At 68.4% G+C, this 15,965-nt stretch carries 17 protein-coding genes; 6 read left to right on the forward strand and 11 right to left on the reverse strand.

What is annotated here, in order from left to right:
- Window positions 1–6: 6 nt before the first annotated feature.
- The 3 genes from rsgA to ABZ824_RS31110 all read right to left on the reverse strand — a co-directional run bounded on the left by rsgA (window position 7) and on the right by ABZ824_RS31110 (window position 4,478).
- Window positions 7–1,008, reverse strand: a complete 1,002-nt coding sequence (gene rsgA / locus ABZ824_RS31100; protein ID WP_355077368.1) for a ribosome small subunit-dependent GTPase A — start codon at window positions 1,006–1,008, stop codon at window positions 7–9.
- The gene (gene aroA, locus ABZ824_RS31105; RefSeq protein ID WP_356967374.1) at window positions 1,005–2,297 is read right to left on the reverse strand and encodes a 3-phosphoshikimate 1-carboxyvinyltransferase; all 1,293 of its coding nucleotides are present in this window, start codon (window positions 2,295–2,297) and stop codon (window positions 1,005–1,007) included. Before aroA ends, rsgA begins: the two co-directional genes overlap by 4 nt.
- 672 nt (window positions 2,298–2,969) lie before the next feature.
- Window positions 2,970–4,478 (reverse strand): aldehyde dehydrogenase family protein, encoded by a 1,509-nt coding sequence (locus tag ABZ824_RS31110; protein ID WP_355077108.1) that lies wholly within the window; start codon window positions 4,476–4,478, stop codon window positions 2,970–2,972.
- 165 nt (window positions 4,479–4,643) lie between these two features.
- On the opposite strand from ABZ824_RS31110, the gene ABZ824_RS31115 reads away from it, so the two are divergent.
- Complete coding sequence (locus tag ABZ824_RS31115) at window positions 4,644–5,423, forward strand: SOS response-associated peptidase (protein ID WP_356967377.1); 780 nt, start codon at window positions 4,644–4,646, stop codon at window positions 5,421–5,423.
- 475 nt (window positions 5,424–5,898) lie between these two features.
- Here ABZ824_RS31115 and ABZ824_RS31120 read toward each other — a convergent pair whose 3' ends face one another.
- Together ABZ824_RS31120 and ybaK are read right to left on the reverse strand one after the other, a co-directional pair.
- Window positions 5,899–6,198, reverse strand: coding sequence for a hypothetical protein (locus ABZ824_RS31120; protein WP_356967379.1), 300 nt, complete (start codon window positions 6,196–6,198; stop codon window positions 5,899–5,901).
- 72 nt (window positions 6,199–6,270) lie between these two features.
- The gene (gene ybaK / locus ABZ824_RS31125) at window positions 6,271–6,765 is read right to left on the reverse strand and encodes a Cys-tRNA(Pro) deacylase (RefSeq protein ID WP_356967380.1); all 495 of its coding nucleotides are present in this window, start codon (window positions 6,763–6,765) and stop codon (window positions 6,271–6,273) included.
- 255 nt (window positions 6,766–7,020) lie between these two features.
- Between ybaK and ABZ824_RS31130 the strand changes: the two genes are divergently transcribed.
- From ABZ824_RS31130 to ABZ824_RS31145, 4 genes are all read left to right on the forward strand, one after another.
- Window positions 7,021–7,695 carry a sigma-70 family RNA polymerase sigma factor gene (locus ABZ824_RS31130; protein ID WP_083880799.1) on the forward strand — a complete coding sequence of 225 codons (675 nt, stop codon included), beginning with the start codon at window positions 7,021–7,023 and terminating at the stop codon, window positions 7,693–7,695.
- Window positions 7,696–7,715: 20 nt separating this feature from the next.
- Window positions 7,716–7,982 (forward strand): mycothiol system anti-sigma-R factor, encoded by a 267-nt coding sequence (rsrA, locus tag ABZ824_RS31135; protein WP_355077366.1) that lies wholly within the window; start codon window positions 7,716–7,718, stop codon window positions 7,980–7,982.
- A 284-nt stretch (window positions 7,983–8,266) separates the two neighbouring features.
- Window positions 8,267–8,482 (forward strand): biotin/lipoyl-binding carrier protein, encoded by a 216-nt coding sequence (locus ABZ824_RS31140; RefSeq protein ID WP_355077100.1) that lies wholly within the window; start codon window positions 8,267–8,269, stop codon window positions 8,480–8,482.
- A gap of 22 nt (window positions 8,483–8,504) precedes the next feature.
- Window positions 8,505–10,019, forward strand: a complete 1,515-nt coding sequence (locus ABZ824_RS31145; protein WP_355077099.1) for a histidine kinase N-terminal domain-containing protein — start codon at window positions 8,505–8,507, stop codon at window positions 10,017–10,019.
- Between the two features lie 529 nt (window positions 10,020–10,548).
- Here ABZ824_RS31145 and ABZ824_RS31150 read toward each other — a convergent pair.
- Both ABZ824_RS31150 and ABZ824_RS31155 read right to left on the reverse strand, forming a co-directional pair.
- On the reverse strand, window positions 10,549–10,803 hold the full coding sequence (locus ABZ824_RS31150) for a WhiB family transcriptional regulator (RefSeq protein WP_011211115.1): 255 nt from the start codon (window positions 10,801–10,803) through the stop codon (window positions 10,549–10,551).
- A gap of 256 nt (window positions 10,804–11,059) precedes the next feature.
- The gene (locus ABZ824_RS31155) at window positions 11,060–12,004 is read right to left on the reverse strand and encodes a diacylglycerol kinase family protein (RefSeq protein WP_356967383.1); all 945 of its coding nucleotides are present in this window, start codon (window positions 12,002–12,004) and stop codon (window positions 11,060–11,062) included.
- A gap of 193 nt (window positions 12,005–12,197) precedes the next feature.
- Here ABZ824_RS31155 and ABZ824_RS31160 point away from each other — a divergent pair, with 193 nt between their 5' ends.
- Window positions 12,198–12,617, forward strand: a complete 420-nt coding sequence (locus ABZ824_RS31160) for a hypothetical protein (RefSeq protein WP_039800324.1) — start codon at window positions 12,198–12,200, stop codon at window positions 12,615–12,617.
- Here the strand turns inward: ABZ824_RS31160 and ABZ824_RS31165 are convergent.
- The 4 genes from ABZ824_RS31165 to ABZ824_RS31180 form a co-directional block, all read right to left on the reverse strand.
- Window positions 12,596–13,303, reverse strand: coding sequence for an endonuclease V (locus tag ABZ824_RS31165; RefSeq protein ID WP_356967385.1), 708 nt, complete (start codon window positions 13,301–13,303; stop codon window positions 12,596–12,598). The two genes, ABZ824_RS31160 and ABZ824_RS31165, sit on opposite strands and share 22 nt — an antisense overlap.
- Window positions 13,304–13,308: 5 nt before the next feature.
- Window positions 13,309–13,782, reverse strand: coding sequence for a GNAT family N-acetyltransferase (locus ABZ824_RS31170; RefSeq protein WP_356967416.1), 474 nt, complete (start codon window positions 13,780–13,782; stop codon window positions 13,309–13,311).
- Between the two features lie 62 nt (window positions 13,783–13,844).
- Window positions 13,845–14,450, reverse strand: coding sequence for an acid phosphatase (locus tag ABZ824_RS31175; RefSeq protein ID WP_355077093.1), 606 nt, complete (start codon window positions 14,448–14,450; stop codon window positions 13,845–13,847).
- 277 nt (window positions 14,451–14,727) lie between these two features.
- Window positions 14,728–15,954: a hypothetical protein gene (locus ABZ824_RS31180; protein ID WP_356967387.1), complete on the reverse strand. Its 1,227-nt coding sequence runs from the start codon at window positions 15,952–15,954 to the stop codon at window positions 14,728–14,730.
- Window positions 15,955–15,965 lie beyond the last annotated feature (11 nt).

The following is a 15,965-nucleotide window of genomic DNA, read 5'->3' on the forward strand; positions in this document are numbered from 1 at the left end:
AGGCGATTACCAGGGATCGTTGGAGTTCAGGGCGACCAGCAGGCGGCGGATGGCCGCCACCCGGTGTTCCTTGCCCGGCAATTGGTCCAGCGCGCATTCGGGATCGGCGGGCGGACCGAGATGGGTGCAGCCCCGCGGACAGTCCTCGATGGCGTCGGCGAGGTCGGTGAAGGCGGCGATGACGTCGTCCGGCGTGATGTGCGCCAGACCGAACGACCGCACGCCCGGCGTGTCGATGACCCACCCGCCGCCGGGTAGCGGGAGCGCGACCGACTGAGTGGAGGTGTGCTTGCCCTTGCCCACCCCGGATACCTCGCCCACGGCCCGCTCCGCCTCCGGCACAAGGCGATTCACCAGCGTGGACTTGCCCACGCCGGAGTGGCCGATCAGCGCGGTGAGGTGATCGGTGAGCAGATCGAGTACCGGATCGAGCGGATCGTCGATGCCGCCGTAGACGATGGTGAGGTCGAGATCGTCGAAAGCGGCGGCGAATTCGGAATCGGCCGCCAGATCGTGTTTGGTCAAGCACAGAACCGGTTGCAGCCCACCGGCGTACGCGGCGACCATGGCGCGTTCCACGAAGCCGGTGCGCGGAGGCGGGTCGGCGAGCGCGACCACGATGAACAGCCGCTCCGCGTTGCCGACCACGATGCGCTCGAACGGATCGGTGTCGTCGGCGGTGCGGCGCAGCACCGTCCGGCGGTCGGCGACCCGGACGATGCGCGCGAGGGTATCCGGTCGCCCGGACAGGTCGCCGACCACGTCCACCTGGTCGCCGACCACGATCGGAGTGCGGCCCAGTTCCCGGGCGCGCATCGCGACGATGCGGCGATCCGGATCGCCGCCGAGCACACATCCCCACCGGCCCCGGTCGACCGAGACCACCATGGCCGGCTCGGCGTCGCTGTGCTGCGGCCGGGTCTTGGTGCGGGGACGGGAGCTACGCCCCGGACGAACCCGGACATCGGATTCGTCGTAGCTGGCCGCGGATCGTCGTCCCCGGCTCAGTGCGCCGCTCCTTCGTCGGATAGCGCGGACGCGAGCATCTGCTCCCACAAAGCGACGAAGTTCGGCAGCGTCTTGGCCGTGGTCCCGATGTCCTCGATCTCGATGCCGGGCACCCGGAGTCCGAGAATGGCTCCCGCCGTGGCCATTCGGTGATCGGCGTAGGAGTGCCAGCTGCCGCCGTGCAGTTCGGTGGGCACGATCTCCAGTCCGTCCTCGGTCTCGGTCACCTTGCCCCCGAGGCGGTTGATCTCGGTGGACAGCGCGGCCAGCCGGTCGGTCTCGTGACCGCGCAGATGGGCGATGCCGCGCAGCACGGACGGGGAGTCCGCCAGCGCGGCCAGCGCGGCGACGGTGGGCGTCAGCTCACCCACGTCGTGCAGGTCGATATCGATGCCTGCGAGCCGGTCGGGGCCGTGCACGGTGAGCACGCCGTCGAAGATCCGCGCTTCCGCGCCCATCCGCACGAGGATCTCGCGGATGACGTCGCCCGGCTGGGTGGTCAGCCGCGGCCAGTGCGGGATGCTGACCGTGCCGCCCGTGATCGCGGCCGCGGCCAGGAACGGGGTGGCGTTGGACAGGTCCGGCTCGATCTCCCAGTCCACGGCGCGGATCAGCCCGTGCTCCACGGTCCAGGTCTGCGCCTTGAAGCTGTCCGCGGGCGCCTGCACCCGCACGTCGGCGCGCCGCAGCATCTCCACGGTCATCTCGATGTGCGGCATCGAGGGCAGCGCCTTGCCGTCGTGGTGCACCACCAGTCCCTCGTCGAAGCGCGCGGCCGACAGCAGCAGGCCCGAGACGAACTGCGACGACCCGGACGCGTCGATCGTCACGGTGCCGCCGCGCAGCGCGCCCTTGCCGTGCACGGTAAACGGCAGTGCGTCGCCGTCGATATCGGCGCCGAGCGAGCGCAGCGCGTCCAGGATCGTGCGCAGCGGCCGGATCCTGGCCTGTTCGTCACCGTCGAACGCGACATCGCCCGACGCCAGGGCGGCGACCGGCGGCAGGAAGCGCATCACCGTGCCCGCGAGCCCGCAGTCGACCGTGCCGCCGCCCAACGGCGCCGGGGTGACGGTCAACGTGTCGCCCGCGCCCTCGATGTCCGCACCGAGCGCGCGCAGCGCGGCGATCATCAGGTTCGTGTCCCGGCTGCGCAGCGCACCGGTGATGGTGGACGGACCGTCGGCCAGTGCGGCCAGGATGAGCGCCCGGTTCGTGATCGATTTCGATCCGGGCAGGGTCACGGTCGCGTGTACGGGGACCTCGACATGGGGCGCTGGCCAGAAGTTCACTCATCCATCATCACACGGTGTTCAATTGCAGCGCCTTCGCGCTGCGTGTTCGCGGCCCTTTGTGGCTCGAACGGCGGATGCTCGGTCTTGCTTCGCTCGAAACCGGAAGATGCGGTGCGCTGGGGGCGTAGGTGTCGGAGCCTGATACCGAGGGCATGCCGTTTGTTGTGGCCCGGCGCCGGATCAGTCCGACTGCCGTTCGGTGCTGGTCGCCGGCCGCGAACGGCGGGTGTTCGGTTTCGCTGCGCTCGAAAGACGTGGTTGCGGTGCGCTGGAGTGCGTGACGCTTCCTTACTGGTGCACGGTTTGTAGTGGCTGGTCGTCGGCCCGGCGCGACCGACGCTGCTATTTGTGCGCGGTGGTCACTCGGATGTGAGCGAGGCGGCGAACGGTGCGTGCCAAGTCTCGATCAATCGGGCCGGGGTCGGCAAAAGTTGTTGCGCGGGAGGAAGTATGCCGGAACGGAGACGCGGCGCGTAGCTGTGCCGGTCGAGTGCCCCGGTTGCGCGGTCAGCCGGGGCGCGGACGATGCCCGGCAGACTTCGGCCGGTCTCATAGCGCCTCGCCGTCGCGATTCGCGCACGTTCAGCTGGTGGATTGCCGCTGGTCTCACCTACCGCACGGGGCCGGGTGCTCGACCAGGTCGAGTGCCCGGCCCCGGCCGTGGGATTCCTACTTGTGCCGTCCGTGCAGGAACGGGACGAGCTTGCGCAGCAGCTTCATCGTGGAGTCGGTGCGGCTGTAGCTCAGCAGCGCCATGCCCGGAACGGTGAAGCGCTGCACCGCGATCGAGTGCGGACGGGTGAACTCGCGCAGACCCGGTTCGCCGTGGATGCGGCCGATGCCGGAATCGCCGACGCCGCCGAAGGGCAGGCCGGGGATGGCGGCGAAGGCGAGCACCGAGTTCACCGAGGTGGCGCCGACGCGCAGCCTGCGCGCGATGTCCAGGCCGTTCTTCTTCGAGTAGACCGCCGAGGACAGGCCGTACTTGGAGTTGTTGGCCAGTTCCACCGCCTCGTCGACGCCGTCGACGGTGCGGATGGTGATGGTCGGGCCGAAGGTCTCCTCGGCCACCGCCTCGGAGTTCTCGTCCACGTCGACCAGTACGACCGGTTCGATGAACGGCGCCTTGACCGACTCGGGGCCGCCGAGCACCGCGGTGCCGCCGTTCTTCAGCGCGTCGTCGATGTGGCGGCGCACGATGTCGATCTGGCTCGGCATGGTCATCGGGCCGTAGGCGGCCTTGTCGCCGGAGCCGGGCTTGATGTCGGTGAGGATGCGCTTGACCTCCGCGACGAACTCCTCGCGCACCGAGCGGTCGACGTAGACCCGCTCGACGCCCGCGCAGGTCTGACCGCTGTTGGCGGTGGCGCCCCAAGCGACCGCGTCCGCCGCGGCCTTGATGTCGGCGTCGGCGGCGACGATCACCGCGTCCTTGCCGCCGCACTCGAGCAGCACGGGGGTGAGCCGTTCGGCGGCGGCGGCCATGATCCGCTTACCCGTGGCGGTGGAGCCGGTGAACGCGATCTTGTCGACGTCCGAGCGGACCAGCGCCGCACCCGTGGCGCCATAGCCGTTGATCGTGCTGAACACGCCCTCGGGCAGTTCACGATTGGCTTCGGCGAAAGCGTCGGCGAGGAAATTGCCGATGCCGGTGGAGTACTCGCTCGGCTTGAAAACGACGGTGTTGCCCGCGGCAAGCGCGTAGGCGATGGAACCGTTCGGTGTGTAGACCGGGTAGTTCCACGGGCCGATCACGCCGACGACGCCGAGCGGGCGCTGCTCGAGCCGGGCGCTGAAGTTCGACATCAGCGCGCCAGGGGAGACCCGCTTGGGGCCGAGCACCTTCTTGGCGTTCTTGGCCGCCCAGGAGATGTGCTCGAGCGCGAGCATCAATTCCAGGAAGGCGTCGTCGAGCGGCTTGCCGTTCTCCGCGTGGATAAGGGCGCAGAATTCCTCCGATTTCTGCACCAGCTTGCTCGACCAGCGCAGCAGATGCGTGCGCCGCTCATCGAAACTCAGCGCGCCCCAGGTGGCGGCCGCTGCGCGAGCCTTGGCGACCGCGGCGGCCACCGCGGCGTCGTCGGCGATGACGTGCGTGCCGATCACCTCGCCTGTCGCCGGATTGACCGACGTCAGTGCCGTGTCGTGATCGGCCGGTTTGGTGTCGGTGGATGTCACAGTGGTTCTCCTCTTGCCGTCTGCGGTCGACGGTCGATGCGCATGTCCGAGTGGACGGGCAGCCCGTCCTCCGATGAGAGAATGCTATGTCACAACTCTCAACAGGTCACCAGCTATGCACCAATTGTCCCCGACGCTGTCGGTGGCGAGTGGGACTATCGGGATATGTGCGGACGATATGCGACCACGACCAATCCCGGCAGGCTCGCGGTGGAGTTGGATGCGCTCGACGAGACCGGCGCGGCCGACGAGAGCTCGTTCACCAATTACAACGTCGCTCCGACGACGCAGGTGCTCACCGTGGTCGAGCGGCACGACCGAGACCACGAAGACGACGACCCGAAACTGCGTATCCGGCGCATGCGCTGGGGCCTGATCCCGGTATGGACCAAAGCGGCCGAGCCCGGTGTACCGGTCAAAGGCAAACCGCTGTTCAACGCCCGCGCCGACAAGGCCGCCACCACGCCGTCCTTCCGTGACGCGGTGAAGTCCCGGCGCTGCCTGGTGCCGATGGACGGCTGGTACGAGTGGGTCGTCGAGCCGAACGGCGAGAAAGGCAAAGCCGCCAAGCATCCCTACTACATGGCCAACGCCGACGGTTCCCGTCTCTACATGGCCGGCCTGTGGTCGGTCTGGCGCGACCGGTCGCAACCGGAGAGCCGACCGCTGCTGTCGTGCACCATCCTCACCACCGACGCGGTCGGCGACCTCACCCGCATCCACGACCGGATGCCGCTGCCCATGCCACGGGAACATTGGGACGCGTGGCTGGACCCGGATCACCCGGCCCCGGCGAGCCTGCTGGAGACGCCGTCCGAGGAGACGGTTGCCGCCATCGTGCCCCGCCCGGTCCCATCCCTGGTCAACAGCGTGCGCAACAACGGCCCCGAACTGCTCGCCCCGGTGGACGATCAAAAGGAAGCAGAGCAGATCACCCTGCTGTGAGCGCCGGCTGCCCCACCGCCGGATCCCGCGCCGCCGCAGGCACACGGGGCGTGCCGTGCTGGATCGGCGTGCAATCGGACATCCGCACCGCTTGAATCTCCACCACGAACGAGCGCCCGGGTCCGGCAACGGAATGGCTCGCCGGCGCTCGCCCTGGTGATGGCGGCCGTGGCTCGTCCGCAGTCGGCTCAACGCGTCCGAGCGGCTGCCGCGTTCGCAAGGAGTTGCGTTGCATACGGGGTCTCGAGTGTGGTCCAGCGGTTCGCGGCTGGATCGGGTGCCGGGCCAACCGCCCGACGCGAACGGCGTCGGCCCAACCCGCGGTTTCGAGCGAAGCGAGACCGAGCATGTTCCGTTCGCGGCCCGGCTCGCGTCCGAGTGGCCGCCGCGTTCGCGACGCAGTCGCCAGCGGCGGTCGCTCGGACACGAGCCATAAGGGGGCCGCGAACACGCAGCGCCGAAGGCGCTGCAAAAACTACAGACTGCACTTCACGCTGGGTGAAGCGATATTCAAGCCGCACTTGATGATCCCGGCGACCAAGTCGATCAGCTTGGTGGTGACATTGCCGCTCAGCTTCTCGGCTTTCCCGGACTTGTCGTCACTCTTCGAACCCTGGCCGCCGAAGTCGAACACGGAATCGCTGACCTGCGTGATCTGCGGGCTGTCCGGCGCGGCGGCTGCCTCGGGGGCGAGGAGCGTTGCCGAACCGAGAGCCAAGACGAGAGCTCCGAACAACGCGACGATCACGGTGCGCACACGCTGCTGCGTAGACATTCGCATCACATCCTCGAGTCGGGTCTATCTGGCCAGTTCAGTAACGCACAGATCGCGGTGATCGTGGCGGAATTACGCGGATGTCACGGGCGCGGTCACCGCGGCGGTCAGCCGGATCAGGTCGGCGGGCGCCAGCTCGATCTCCAGTCCGCGCCGTCCGGCGCTGCACAGCATCCGGTCCCAGGTCAGCGCCGAGTCGTCGATCACGGTGGGCAGCCGTTTGCGCTGACCGAGCGGTGAGATGCCGCCGAGGACGTATCCGGTCGTCTTCTCCGCTCGCGTCTTGTCCGCCATGCTCGCCTTCGGCGCGCCGAGCGCCGCCGCCGCGGCTTTGAGCGACAACGTGTTCGGCACCGGAAGCACGGCCACCGCGAGCGCGCCGGTGGCCAATTCGATGACCAGGGTCTTGAAGATCTGCTCGGCCGCGACTCCGAGTTCGGCGCCCAGCGCGTCGACCGCCTCGGTGCCGTAGGAGTCGGAGCGCGGATCGTGCTTGTAGGCGTGCACGCGGTGGGACACCTTCGCCTGGGTCAACGTGCGGATCGCGGGAGTCGAGCCTGCTGCCATGGGCCAAACCCTAACGGCGGCTGTGACCCTGCCCGCAACGGGATTTCCTGCGAATTCGCCGGGAGCCGGTGGCGGGTGGGAACACCGGACGCGTCGCGCATGTTGTAGCCGGTACACCGCGCTCGGAATGATTTCCACCGCGTGAGCAGGCCCTATGGAGACGTGAAGGAGATGCCTGTGCCCGTGCTGCTCGATGACCGCCCGGTAGGGACCGACGTGTCCCCGACCGACGGCGGATTCTCCTTCGATGTGCCGATGCCGGTAGATTTGGCAGGTACGGCGATCGAAGGGACAGGTGTGACGAGCGACGATGACGTGGCGGCCGACGATGTCGCCGCCGTCGACGATGCCGAGCTGGCACAGCGGTTCGAACGGGACGCGCTCCCGCTGCTCGACCAGCTCTACGGCGCCGCGCTGCGCATGACCAGGAACCCGGCGGATGCCGAGGACCTGGTCCAGGAGACCTACGTGAAGGCCTACCAGGGCTTCAAGTCGTTCCGGGAGGGCACCAATCTGCGTGCCTGGCTGTACCGGATCCTGACCAACACCTACATCAACTCCTACCGCAAGAAGCAGCGCCAGCCCGCGCAGTATCCGACCGACGAGATCACCGACTGGCAGCTGGCGGCGACCGCCGAGCACACGTCGCAGGGGCTGCGCTCGGCCGAGGTCGAGGCGCTGGACGCGTTACCGGACGACGACATCAAGGCCGCGTTGCAGGAACTCCCCGAGGAGTTCCGCATGGCGGTGTACTACGCCGACGTCGAGGGTTTTCCGTACAAGGAAATCGCCGACATCATGGGCACTCCCATCGGTACGGTGATGTCCCGGCTGCACCGTGGCCGGAAGCAACTGAAGGGTTTGCTCGCCGATGTCGCGCGCGAGCGTGGATTCAACCGTTCGGGGGAACGCCAGGAGGTCAAGCAGTGAGTACCGAGCGGGACCCCGACATGGAGCTCGACTGCACGGCGGTGCTCGCCGACGTGTGGCTGATGCTGGACGGCGAGTGCGACGACGCGACTCGGGAACGATTGCAGCACCACATGGAGCACTGCAGTCCGTGTATCGAGGCCTACGGCATCGAGGAGAAGGTCAAGAGCCTGCTCAGCCGCAAATGTGGCGGTGATCGCGCGCCCGAGTCGCTGCGTGAGCGCCTGACCATCGAGATCCGCCGGACGACCGTGACCACGGAGACTTCGGTAGAGACCTCCGACTGATGGGTGCGGTCGGACGTAGTCCGTCCTCAGCCCGCGCATAGCCGATCCGCGAAACGCGAGCGGCACGCCTTCCTGCTGGAAGTGCGTGCCGCTTCGTGCTTGCGGGCCGAGCGTAGCGCTCAGGCGTTGGGCCGCTTGCCGTGGTTGGCCGCGTTCCCCTTGCGGCTACGCTTCTTACGTCCGCGCTTACCCATGAGTAGTCTCCCTTCTGATTGAAGGCCATTCTTTCACGTGTGGTTGGCTGTACCGTCAGCGGATGCAGGCCAACGAGGATATGGGGTGTCATGGCTGAGCAAGTACTCGCCGAGCTGGTGTCGGTCGTCTACCAGGTGGTCGCCGAGGAAGGCGACGAAGTCCAGGAGGGCGACACCCTGGTGATCCTCGAGTCGATGAAAATGGAGATCCCGGTGGTCGCCGAGTCCAGTGGCACGGTGACCTCGATCGGTGTCAAGGAAGGCGACGCGATCAAGGCGGGCCACCTCATCGCGGTCATCTCCTGATCGATTGCGGCGGTAGATCTGCATGGCGACACTGAGCGAGCTGCTGGCCGAGCACACCGACCTACCCGGCGTCGCCGTGGATCATCTGCAGCGCGTGGTGGGCGATTGGCAGTTGCTGTCCGATCTGTCCTTCGCCGATCTGCTGCTGTGGGTCGGTGCGGGACCGGTGACGGACGGCGCGGACATCGTCTGCGTCGCGCAGTGCCGTCCCACCACCGCGCCCACCGTGCACCAGGAGGACCTGGTGGGCACGGTCGCGCTGCGGACCGACCATCCGCAGGTGTTCGAGGCGCTGCTCACCGGCGAGACCGTACGAGCCGACAGTGAGGGCGAGGCCTCCGGCGTCTATCACCCGCATCCGGTGCCCGCGGTCCGCGAGGCCATACCGGTGCGCTGCGGCGACGACGTGATCGCGGTGCTGAGCCGGGACACCGATCGGCAACGCTCCCGGGTGCGCAGTCAGCTGGAGAGCGCCTACGTGGCGTGCGCGGACGATCTGTGCCAGATGATCGCCGAAGGCACCTTCCCGACCACCGAGGATCGCGCGGCCACCCATTCCAGCCCGCGCGCGGGAGACGGATTCATCCGGCTCGACACCGAGGGCATCGTCGTCTACGCCAGCCCGAACGCGCTGTCGGCCTACCACCGGATGGGTTTGCAGGCCGACTTGGCAGGCCAGGATCTCGCCGTCACCACCCGTTCGCTGATCACCGACCCGTTCGATGCCCAGGAAGTGGTCGGCGACATCCAAGCCGCCCTGGCCGGGCGGACCGGACGCCGGATGGAGGTGGAGGCGCGCGGAGCCACCGTGCTGCTGCGCACCCTCGTGTTGCGCCCGCACGGTGAGCTGGCCGGCGCCGCGGTGCTCGTCCGCGACGTCACCGAGGTCAAGCGGCGCGATCGCGCGCTGCTGAGCAAGGACGCCACCATCCGGGAGATTCACCACCGGGTCAAGAACAACTTGCAGACCGTCGCCGCGCTGCTGCGCCTGCAGGCCCGCCGCACCGAGAACGAGGAGGCGCAGGTCGCGCTCACCGAATCGGTGCGCAGGGTCACCTCCATCGCCTCGGTGCACGAGATGCTGTCGATGTCGGTGGACGAAGAGGTCGATCTCGATGAGGTCGTGGACCGGCTGCTGCCGATCATGGCCGACGTGGCCACGGTGCACACCACGCGCATCAAGGTGCGCCGCGCCGGTTCGCTCGGCGTCTTCTCCGCCGAACGCGCCACCCCCTTGGTGATGGTGCTCACCGAACTGGTGCAGAACGCCATCGAGCATGCCTTCGACTCGGGCGAAAACGGCACGGTGACAATCCGTTCCGAGCGTTCGGCCCGCTGGCTCGACGTGATCATCAGCGATGACGGCCGCGGTCTGCCGCCCGGGTTCAGCCTGGAGTCCTCCGATCGGCTCGGCCTCCAGATCGTCCGCACCTTGGTGACGGCCGAACTCGGCGGCTCCATCGGCCTGCACCCCGGCGCCGACATCGGTACCGATGCCGTCCTTCGCGTTCCGCTTGGCCGTCGTTCCGGCCGCTGACCAGCGCGTTCGGGCCTTGAGCTGCAGCTCACGAGGATCACCGGGTCAAGTCGCGCTCGGCAGCGCCGCAGTTTCCCATCGCCGCGAGCAGGCGGTGCCGGATCCGTCGCCCGCGCTATCGGTCGTGCCCGCTGCGCGCTGTTGCTCGGAGGTCGCGGAATGGCCGCTTCTCGGGCGCGGTGTGCGGCTTGCGGCACGGTTACTTCCCGAATGTCCGCAACGAGTGGAATGCGAGGTGTCGCACTGATTCGCGACCGTCCCAACCCGATTGGAAACCAACCACTTTCCCACAAGTTCCGCTCGTCCGCGAGTCGAACCGCGGCCCGCGCCGCGCTCTGATCCGCGCTGCCGATATTGCCATCCGGCGAACCGCATTGGTCGGCTTCCGGATTCGTCGCGAAGCGAGACCGGTCATTTCCAGTTCGCGGACGAGCGTGCAAAAACAACACAGCCCGGCACCTTTGGGTGCCGGGCTGAAATGCGTTACCGGGCCGGGCTGAATGGCCCGGTAAGGCCGGTCGTCTGGAGATCAGACGACGGTGCGGGTGCGGGTGCGCGCGTTGCGACGCTTGAGCGCGCGGCGCTCGTCCTCGCTCATACCACCCCACACGCCGGCGTCTTGTCCGGACTTCAGGGCCCAGGACAGGCAGTCGGCGGTTACGGGGCAGCGAGCGCAGACCAGCTTGGCATCGGCAATCTGCGCGAGCGCCGGACCACTGTTACCCACGGGGAAAAACAGCTCGGGGTCCTCATCGCGACAGATGGCCTTGTGGCGCCAGTCCATTCCTCTGCTCCTTTGCTGGGCGCCGCGCAGGGCGCCGATGGTTTGTGGTTCGTTCACTTGTGCGACTCGAATGTTTCCGCACGGTTGCTTGTGAATGCTTTCACGAACACCGTAGATGTCAATAGGCACGCGGTGCACCGTGGGGAAGCTCACGCTCTGAAGGCCCCCGCTGTGGGGAAGCCTGCCCGGTCCTTTGTACTCGCTCTACCCGGATTTCGCACCACTAACAGCGATGTTTTTCCCGGTGTTTCGCCGCTCAGTGCGGTCTCGGCGCGACGACGGCCAGGACATCGGGCACGGCAGTGAAATCCACCACGTTGCGCTTCCCGATGAAGTCGCCATCGATTTGCAGGCCGATCGGTTCTTTGGACTCGATTCGTACGGCGGGAACGTCGTCTTCGCGAAATAAATTGCGGGACTTGGGATTCCCGTTGGCCGCCAGGAGCTGGCGCGCGAGCAGGAGCGTCGGGAGGACCGCCATGGAGCGCACCGCAAACACTCCGAGGCCCGTTTCGAACCGGGTGCCGGGGTTGGTGTGCACCGGCGTGGCATTCAGATATGTCCACGGTGTGGTGTTGGTAACGAAGGCGTAATGCACCTCGTCCACGGGCTCCCGGCCGGGAATTTCGACCCGAACGCCGGGTTCCTTGCGTTTTGCCCGGAAGAATTGTCGCACAGTTGTTCGAACATAACGTGCCGGAGTGGCGGCGCGTCCCCGGGCGCGGCTCGCGTCGATCGCCTCGCAGACGTCGGCGTCGAGTCCGACGCCTGCGCTGAAGCAGAACCAGCGGTCGTCGGCCAGCCCGAGACCGATCCGGCGATCGGCGTCCAGCGTGAGCAGGTCGATGAGCTGGTTGGTCGCGGTCACCGGGTCGGGGGAGATGCCGAGCGCCCTGGCGAAGACGTTGGCCGAGCCGCCCGGGATCACACCCAGGCGTGGCAACCAGGCTTGACCGTCGTCGAGGACGGGCAGCGGCAGGAAGCCGTTGATGGTCTCGTTGACCGTCCCATCGCCACCGTGCACGACGATCAGGTCCATCTCGTTCGTGGCTGCCCATTGGGCCAGTTCCGCGGCGTGGCCGCGATGCTGGGTATGCGCAACGGTCAGCTGAGTGCGGCTCTCCAACGCGTGCGCGAGTAGGTCCCTGGTCGCCGGTGTGGTCGAGGTGGCATTCGGGTTCACGATCAGCAGCGTCCGCACGATGGCAGCCTAGTTGGCGGCCGACCGGCCCTGGAAAAGCGGCGAGCGATGCGCCGGATGCCGTTGCCCGGCATACGCCAGGACGATGACGCGGACCAGCGGGGCCGTAGGCTTGCCGCGTGAACGAGCGTCAGCAAGGGAAGCGAGGACACCGTGCGCTGCGGCGCACGACGGAGCCGAGCGAGGCGCGATCGTGAGCGACAAGAGCGCGGCCGCGGGAACGGCGCCGACGACGGTGCGGGCGGCCGGCGGATTGGTGACGCTCGAAGGCGTCGTCGCCGTCGGCTTCGCGATCGTGCTGGTGGTGCGGGGGCTGCTCGGGCACGACCAGTCCGCGACCAGCGGCTACGGCACGGCGGCCTGGTTCGGCATCCTCGGCGGGGCGGTGCTGGCCGCAGGCATCGGGCTCCTGCTGGGAAAACGCTGGGGTCGCGCCATCGCCGTCATCGCGCAGCTGCTGTTGCTCCCGGTCACCTGGTCGCTGCTCACCGACTCGCATCAGCCGGTCTACGGCACGGTGCTCGGGGTGGTCGCGGTCGCCGCGCTGGTGCTGCTGTTCGCGCCGCCGTCCACCCGCTGGATGGCGCAGGACTACGGCGTCGAACCGGAATAGTTCCCGGTGGCCGTGCGCAGCGCCGCGCGGCAGAGGTGGTCGGCGTGCCGGGTCGTCTCCGGTAGCCGGTAGCGCGGGGTCAGTGCCAGCACCTGTGCGCAGGCGGTGTCGAGGTCGATGCGGTGCCCCACGGAGACGAACACCGGCTTGACGCCGGTTCTGGTGCGCAACGCCCGCCCCACCACCGCTCCGCCGATGGTGATGTCGGTGGCCGCGCCGCGTTGCGGGCCCGGTTCGGCGTAATCGCCCCACACCGTCTTCGCCACGCCGATCGTCGGCACGCCGGTGAGCAGTCCGAGATGGCAGGCGAGGCCGAAGCGGCGCGGATGGGCGAGTCCCTGGCCGTCGCAGACCAGCAGATCCGGTGCGCTGTCGAGCTTTTCGAGCGCGGCGAGGGTGGCCGGGATCTCCCGGAAAGCCAGCAGGCCGGGCACGTACGGGAAATCGGCGACGCCGTGCGCGACCGCGGAGGCGACCGGTCGCAGGGTGTCCGCCGCCAAGACGACGACGGCCGTGGCCACGGCGCCGGTGTCGTCGTAGGCCGAGTCGAGTCCGGCCATCGTTCGGAATCGGGTACCGGGCGGGGTGACCGGAGTGACCAGCGGCCGCAATTCGTCCTGCAGGGCCATGGCCGATTCGGCAGTGGTGGGCCAGGACGCGAGATCGAGCGGCGGGAACCAGGACATCCGCGCTACCGCGCGTCGGCGGCCAGCTTGCCGAGCGCGTCGCCGGCCAGCCGATAGCCCAGCCATTCGTCCTGGGCTACGGCGCCGATCGATTCGTAGAAGTCGATCGAGGGCTTGTTCCAGGTCAGCACCGCCCAGGAGACGCGGCTGTAGCCGTGCTCGACCGCTTCCTTCGCCAGGGCTGTGAGCAGGGCCTTGCCGTAGCCCTTGCCCCTGGTCTCCGGCCGGACGTAGAGGTCCTCCAGGTAGATGCCGTGCACGCCGTCCCAGGTGGAGAAGTTGAGGAACCAGATGGCGCAGCCGAGCAGCCTCGACTCGTCCGCCACCACGTGCGCGAACACCTTCGGTTCCGCGCCGAACAGCGCGGAGCGCAGCTGCTCGAGGGTGACCGTGCACTCGTGCCGTGCCTTCTCGTAATCGGCGAGGTCGTAGATGAGGTCGACCAAGCCGGGCACGTCGGACGGGACGGCGCGGCGCAGGACGGCGGCGCCGAGGTCGACGGCGGTGCGGTCGACGGCGGTGGGGTCGGTGGCGGGTCGGGTCACAGTGACGCTCCGTTGTGTACCAGGTTGTGCGTGCGAATCGTGCGCGCGTCGTGTTCGTAGCCGAGCACGGTCAGCGCGCCGGTCGACATGGCGAATCGGCGGCCCTCCCGGACGTCGAATTCGGCCCAGCGGGCGATCAGCGCGCGGGAGAAGTGGCCGTGCCCCACCAGCACGATATCCCGCTCCGGCAGCGCGGGTGCCACGTCGGCCAGCACCCGGTCGGCGCGCTCGCGCACCTGCTGTGCGGTCTCACCGTCCGGGACCGGGCCCGTCCAGATGGTCCATCCGGGCGCGGACTCGCGGATCTGCGGGGTGGTCAGTCCCTCGTAGGCGCCGTAGTCCCATTCGGCGAGGTCGTCGTCGACCACGGCGCCGGTGAGCCCGGCCAGCTCCGCGGTGCGCATCGCCCGTAGTCGGGGGCTGGTGCGCACCAACGGATTTCGCAATTTCAGCGTGGCGAGCAACTCGCCTGCCGTCCTGGCCTGTTCTTCGCCGCGCTCGGTGAGCGGGAGATCGGTGCGGCCGGTGTGCCGCCGCTGTGTTGACCAGCTGGTCTCGCCGTGCCGAAGCAGCACAACGCGGGCATCGTCGAGTGCGGACATGCCTCCATGATGGTCCACCGTTGATCATGGAGCGGCACGGTGGTCTCCCCGCGACGGTGACGAAGCGGACTACGATCCTGTCGGCCGCTCGATCTCGAGCACTGTCAGCGGCACCGGCCGCGAGACCTCGGCCTGGTAGTTCGCGAGCAACGGATCGCTCGCGGTCACCCATTGCGAGCTCGTTCGTAGTCGGCCCCCGGCCTTCTGCGCCGTGCACCGGCAGGTGGTCGATTGGTGACGTCGGAGCTCAGCGGCACCAATAGATTCGCCGCGTGCCTCAGCCGAAGGCGTGCAATTCTCCGTCGCGCAGTTCCAGCACGGTGCTCCCGATCACGGTGAGCGAGATCGGGTTTCCGGTATAGCCGGGCCGGTCCACCGGAATCCGACCGGTTTCGGTTCCCGTGGCCGGGTCGAGGACGGCGAGCGCGCCGGTGGTCGGCAGCAGCAGTTTGCCCGCCATCAGCGCGGGCGACCCGAGCGCGCCGCCCGCGGTCCACAGCGGGTCGAAAGTGCTGCCGTTCAAAGCGATCACGCTGTTCCCGGTGAAGACCAGATAGGCCGATCCGATGCGCGTGGTCGTGGCCGTCTGGCTCAGCGGCGCCGAAAGCTGATGCACCACAACGGCGTTGCCGTTCCCGTCATAGACGGCCAAGCGAGGCGGTACCGGCTCGGCGCCGGTCGCGGCGGGGAAGTAGAGCACGATGCGGTTGTCGGAGACCGCGAGCACCCGTGCTTCCGTGGAATCCGATCCGGGACCGGTCAATACGTGCGAGCCGAACTCCTCCGGCACCGTGTTGTCCTTGGGAGCCGGGTTGAGCACCGTCAGCCGCTCGGCCGGGTCGGTGGGGCAGCGTTCCAGCACGGCGAGCCGAGACGGACTGGAACCCGACGACAGCAGCGTGCACCCTTTGCGCGGCTGCGTCCTGACGTTCACCGGGGCGTCGACGAAGCCGTACTCCACGGTGCGCACCAGATCCGAACGCCACATCTCCAGCCGCTGCGGCCCCTGCGCCAACAGGTAGGTGCCGTCGGTGGACAGCCGCACCTCCCGGTCCATGTAGCTGCTGCGCGCGGTGCGGCGGGCGCCGCTGTCGCCGGCCAGCATGGTGGCCTGGCTGCAGCCGCGCTCGTCGCGGTAGACCGCGATCACCATGCCGTACTGGCCCTCGACACCGCACAGCGGCAAGTCGCGCCGGTACTTCCAGAGCTGATCGCCGGTGCGTGGGTCGCGGCCGGTGACCGTGTCGTCGTCGCCGGTCACCGCGACCCCACCGGACACCAGCGCCCGCGTGATCGCACGGTCGGGCGCGTGCCACACCTCACGCAGCGCGGTCGGCAGCTGATCGGCCGCGACCGGGGTCGGCACCGTGGAGGACGCGGTCACCGATTCGGTGCCGTGCGCGTCGCCGCGCACCCACACCACGGCTGCCGCGATCACGACGAGAACCGCGATCGCGACTGCGGAGATGATATCGGCGCGCGTCCGCCGCTCGGGTGCGAGCACGATTGCGAGAC

It is taken from the genome of Nocardia sp. NPDC047038, from assembly GCF_040644075.1.
Lineage (GTDB): Bacteria > Actinomycetota > Actinomycetes > Mycobacteriales > Mycobacteriaceae > Nocardia > Nocardia sichangensis.

What these genes read in the sequence shown, in the direction of transcription:
- ABZ824_RS31115 (WP_356967377.1), top strand. Translation starts at nt 4,644, where the DNA reads ATGTGCGGACGATATGCGACCACGACCAATCCCGGCAGGCTCGCGGTG.
- ABZ824_RS31120 (WP_356967379.1), bottom strand. Translation starts at nt 6,198, where the DNA reads ATGTCTACGCAGCAGCGTGTGCGCACCGTGATCGTCGCGTTGTTCGGA.
- ybaK (WP_356967380.1), bottom strand. Translation starts at nt 6,765, where the DNA reads ATGGCAGCAGGCTCGACTCCCGCGATCCGCACGTTGACCCAGGCGAAG.
- ABZ824_RS31130 (WP_083880799.1), top strand. Translation starts at nt 7,021, where the DNA reads ATGCCGGTAGATTTGGCAGGTACGGCGATCGAAGGGACAGGTGTGACG.
- rsrA (WP_355077366.1), top strand. Translation starts at nt 7,716, where the DNA reads ATGGAGCTCGACTGCACGGCGGTGCTCGCCGACGTGTGGCTGATGCTG.
- ABZ824_RS31140 (WP_355077100.1), top strand. Translation starts at nt 8,267, where the DNA reads ATGGCTGAGCAAGTACTCGCCGAGCTGGTGTCGGTCGTCTACCAGGTG.
- ABZ824_RS31145 (WP_355077099.1), top strand. Translation starts at nt 8,505, where the DNA reads ATGGCGACACTGAGCGAGCTGCTGGCCGAGCACACCGACCTACCCGGC.
- ABZ824_RS31150 (WP_011211115.1), bottom strand. Translation starts at nt 10,803, where the DNA reads ATGGACTGGCGCCACAAGGCCATCTGTCGCGATGAGGACCCCGAGCTG.
- ABZ824_RS31165 (WP_356967385.1), bottom strand. Translation starts at nt 13,303, where the DNA reads ATGTCCTGGTTCCCGCCGCTCGATCTCGCGTCCTGGCCCACCACTGCC.
- ABZ824_RS31175 (WP_355077093.1), bottom strand. Translation starts at nt 14,450, where the DNA reads ATGTCCGCACTCGACGATGCCCGCGTTGTGCTGCTTCGGCACGGCGAG.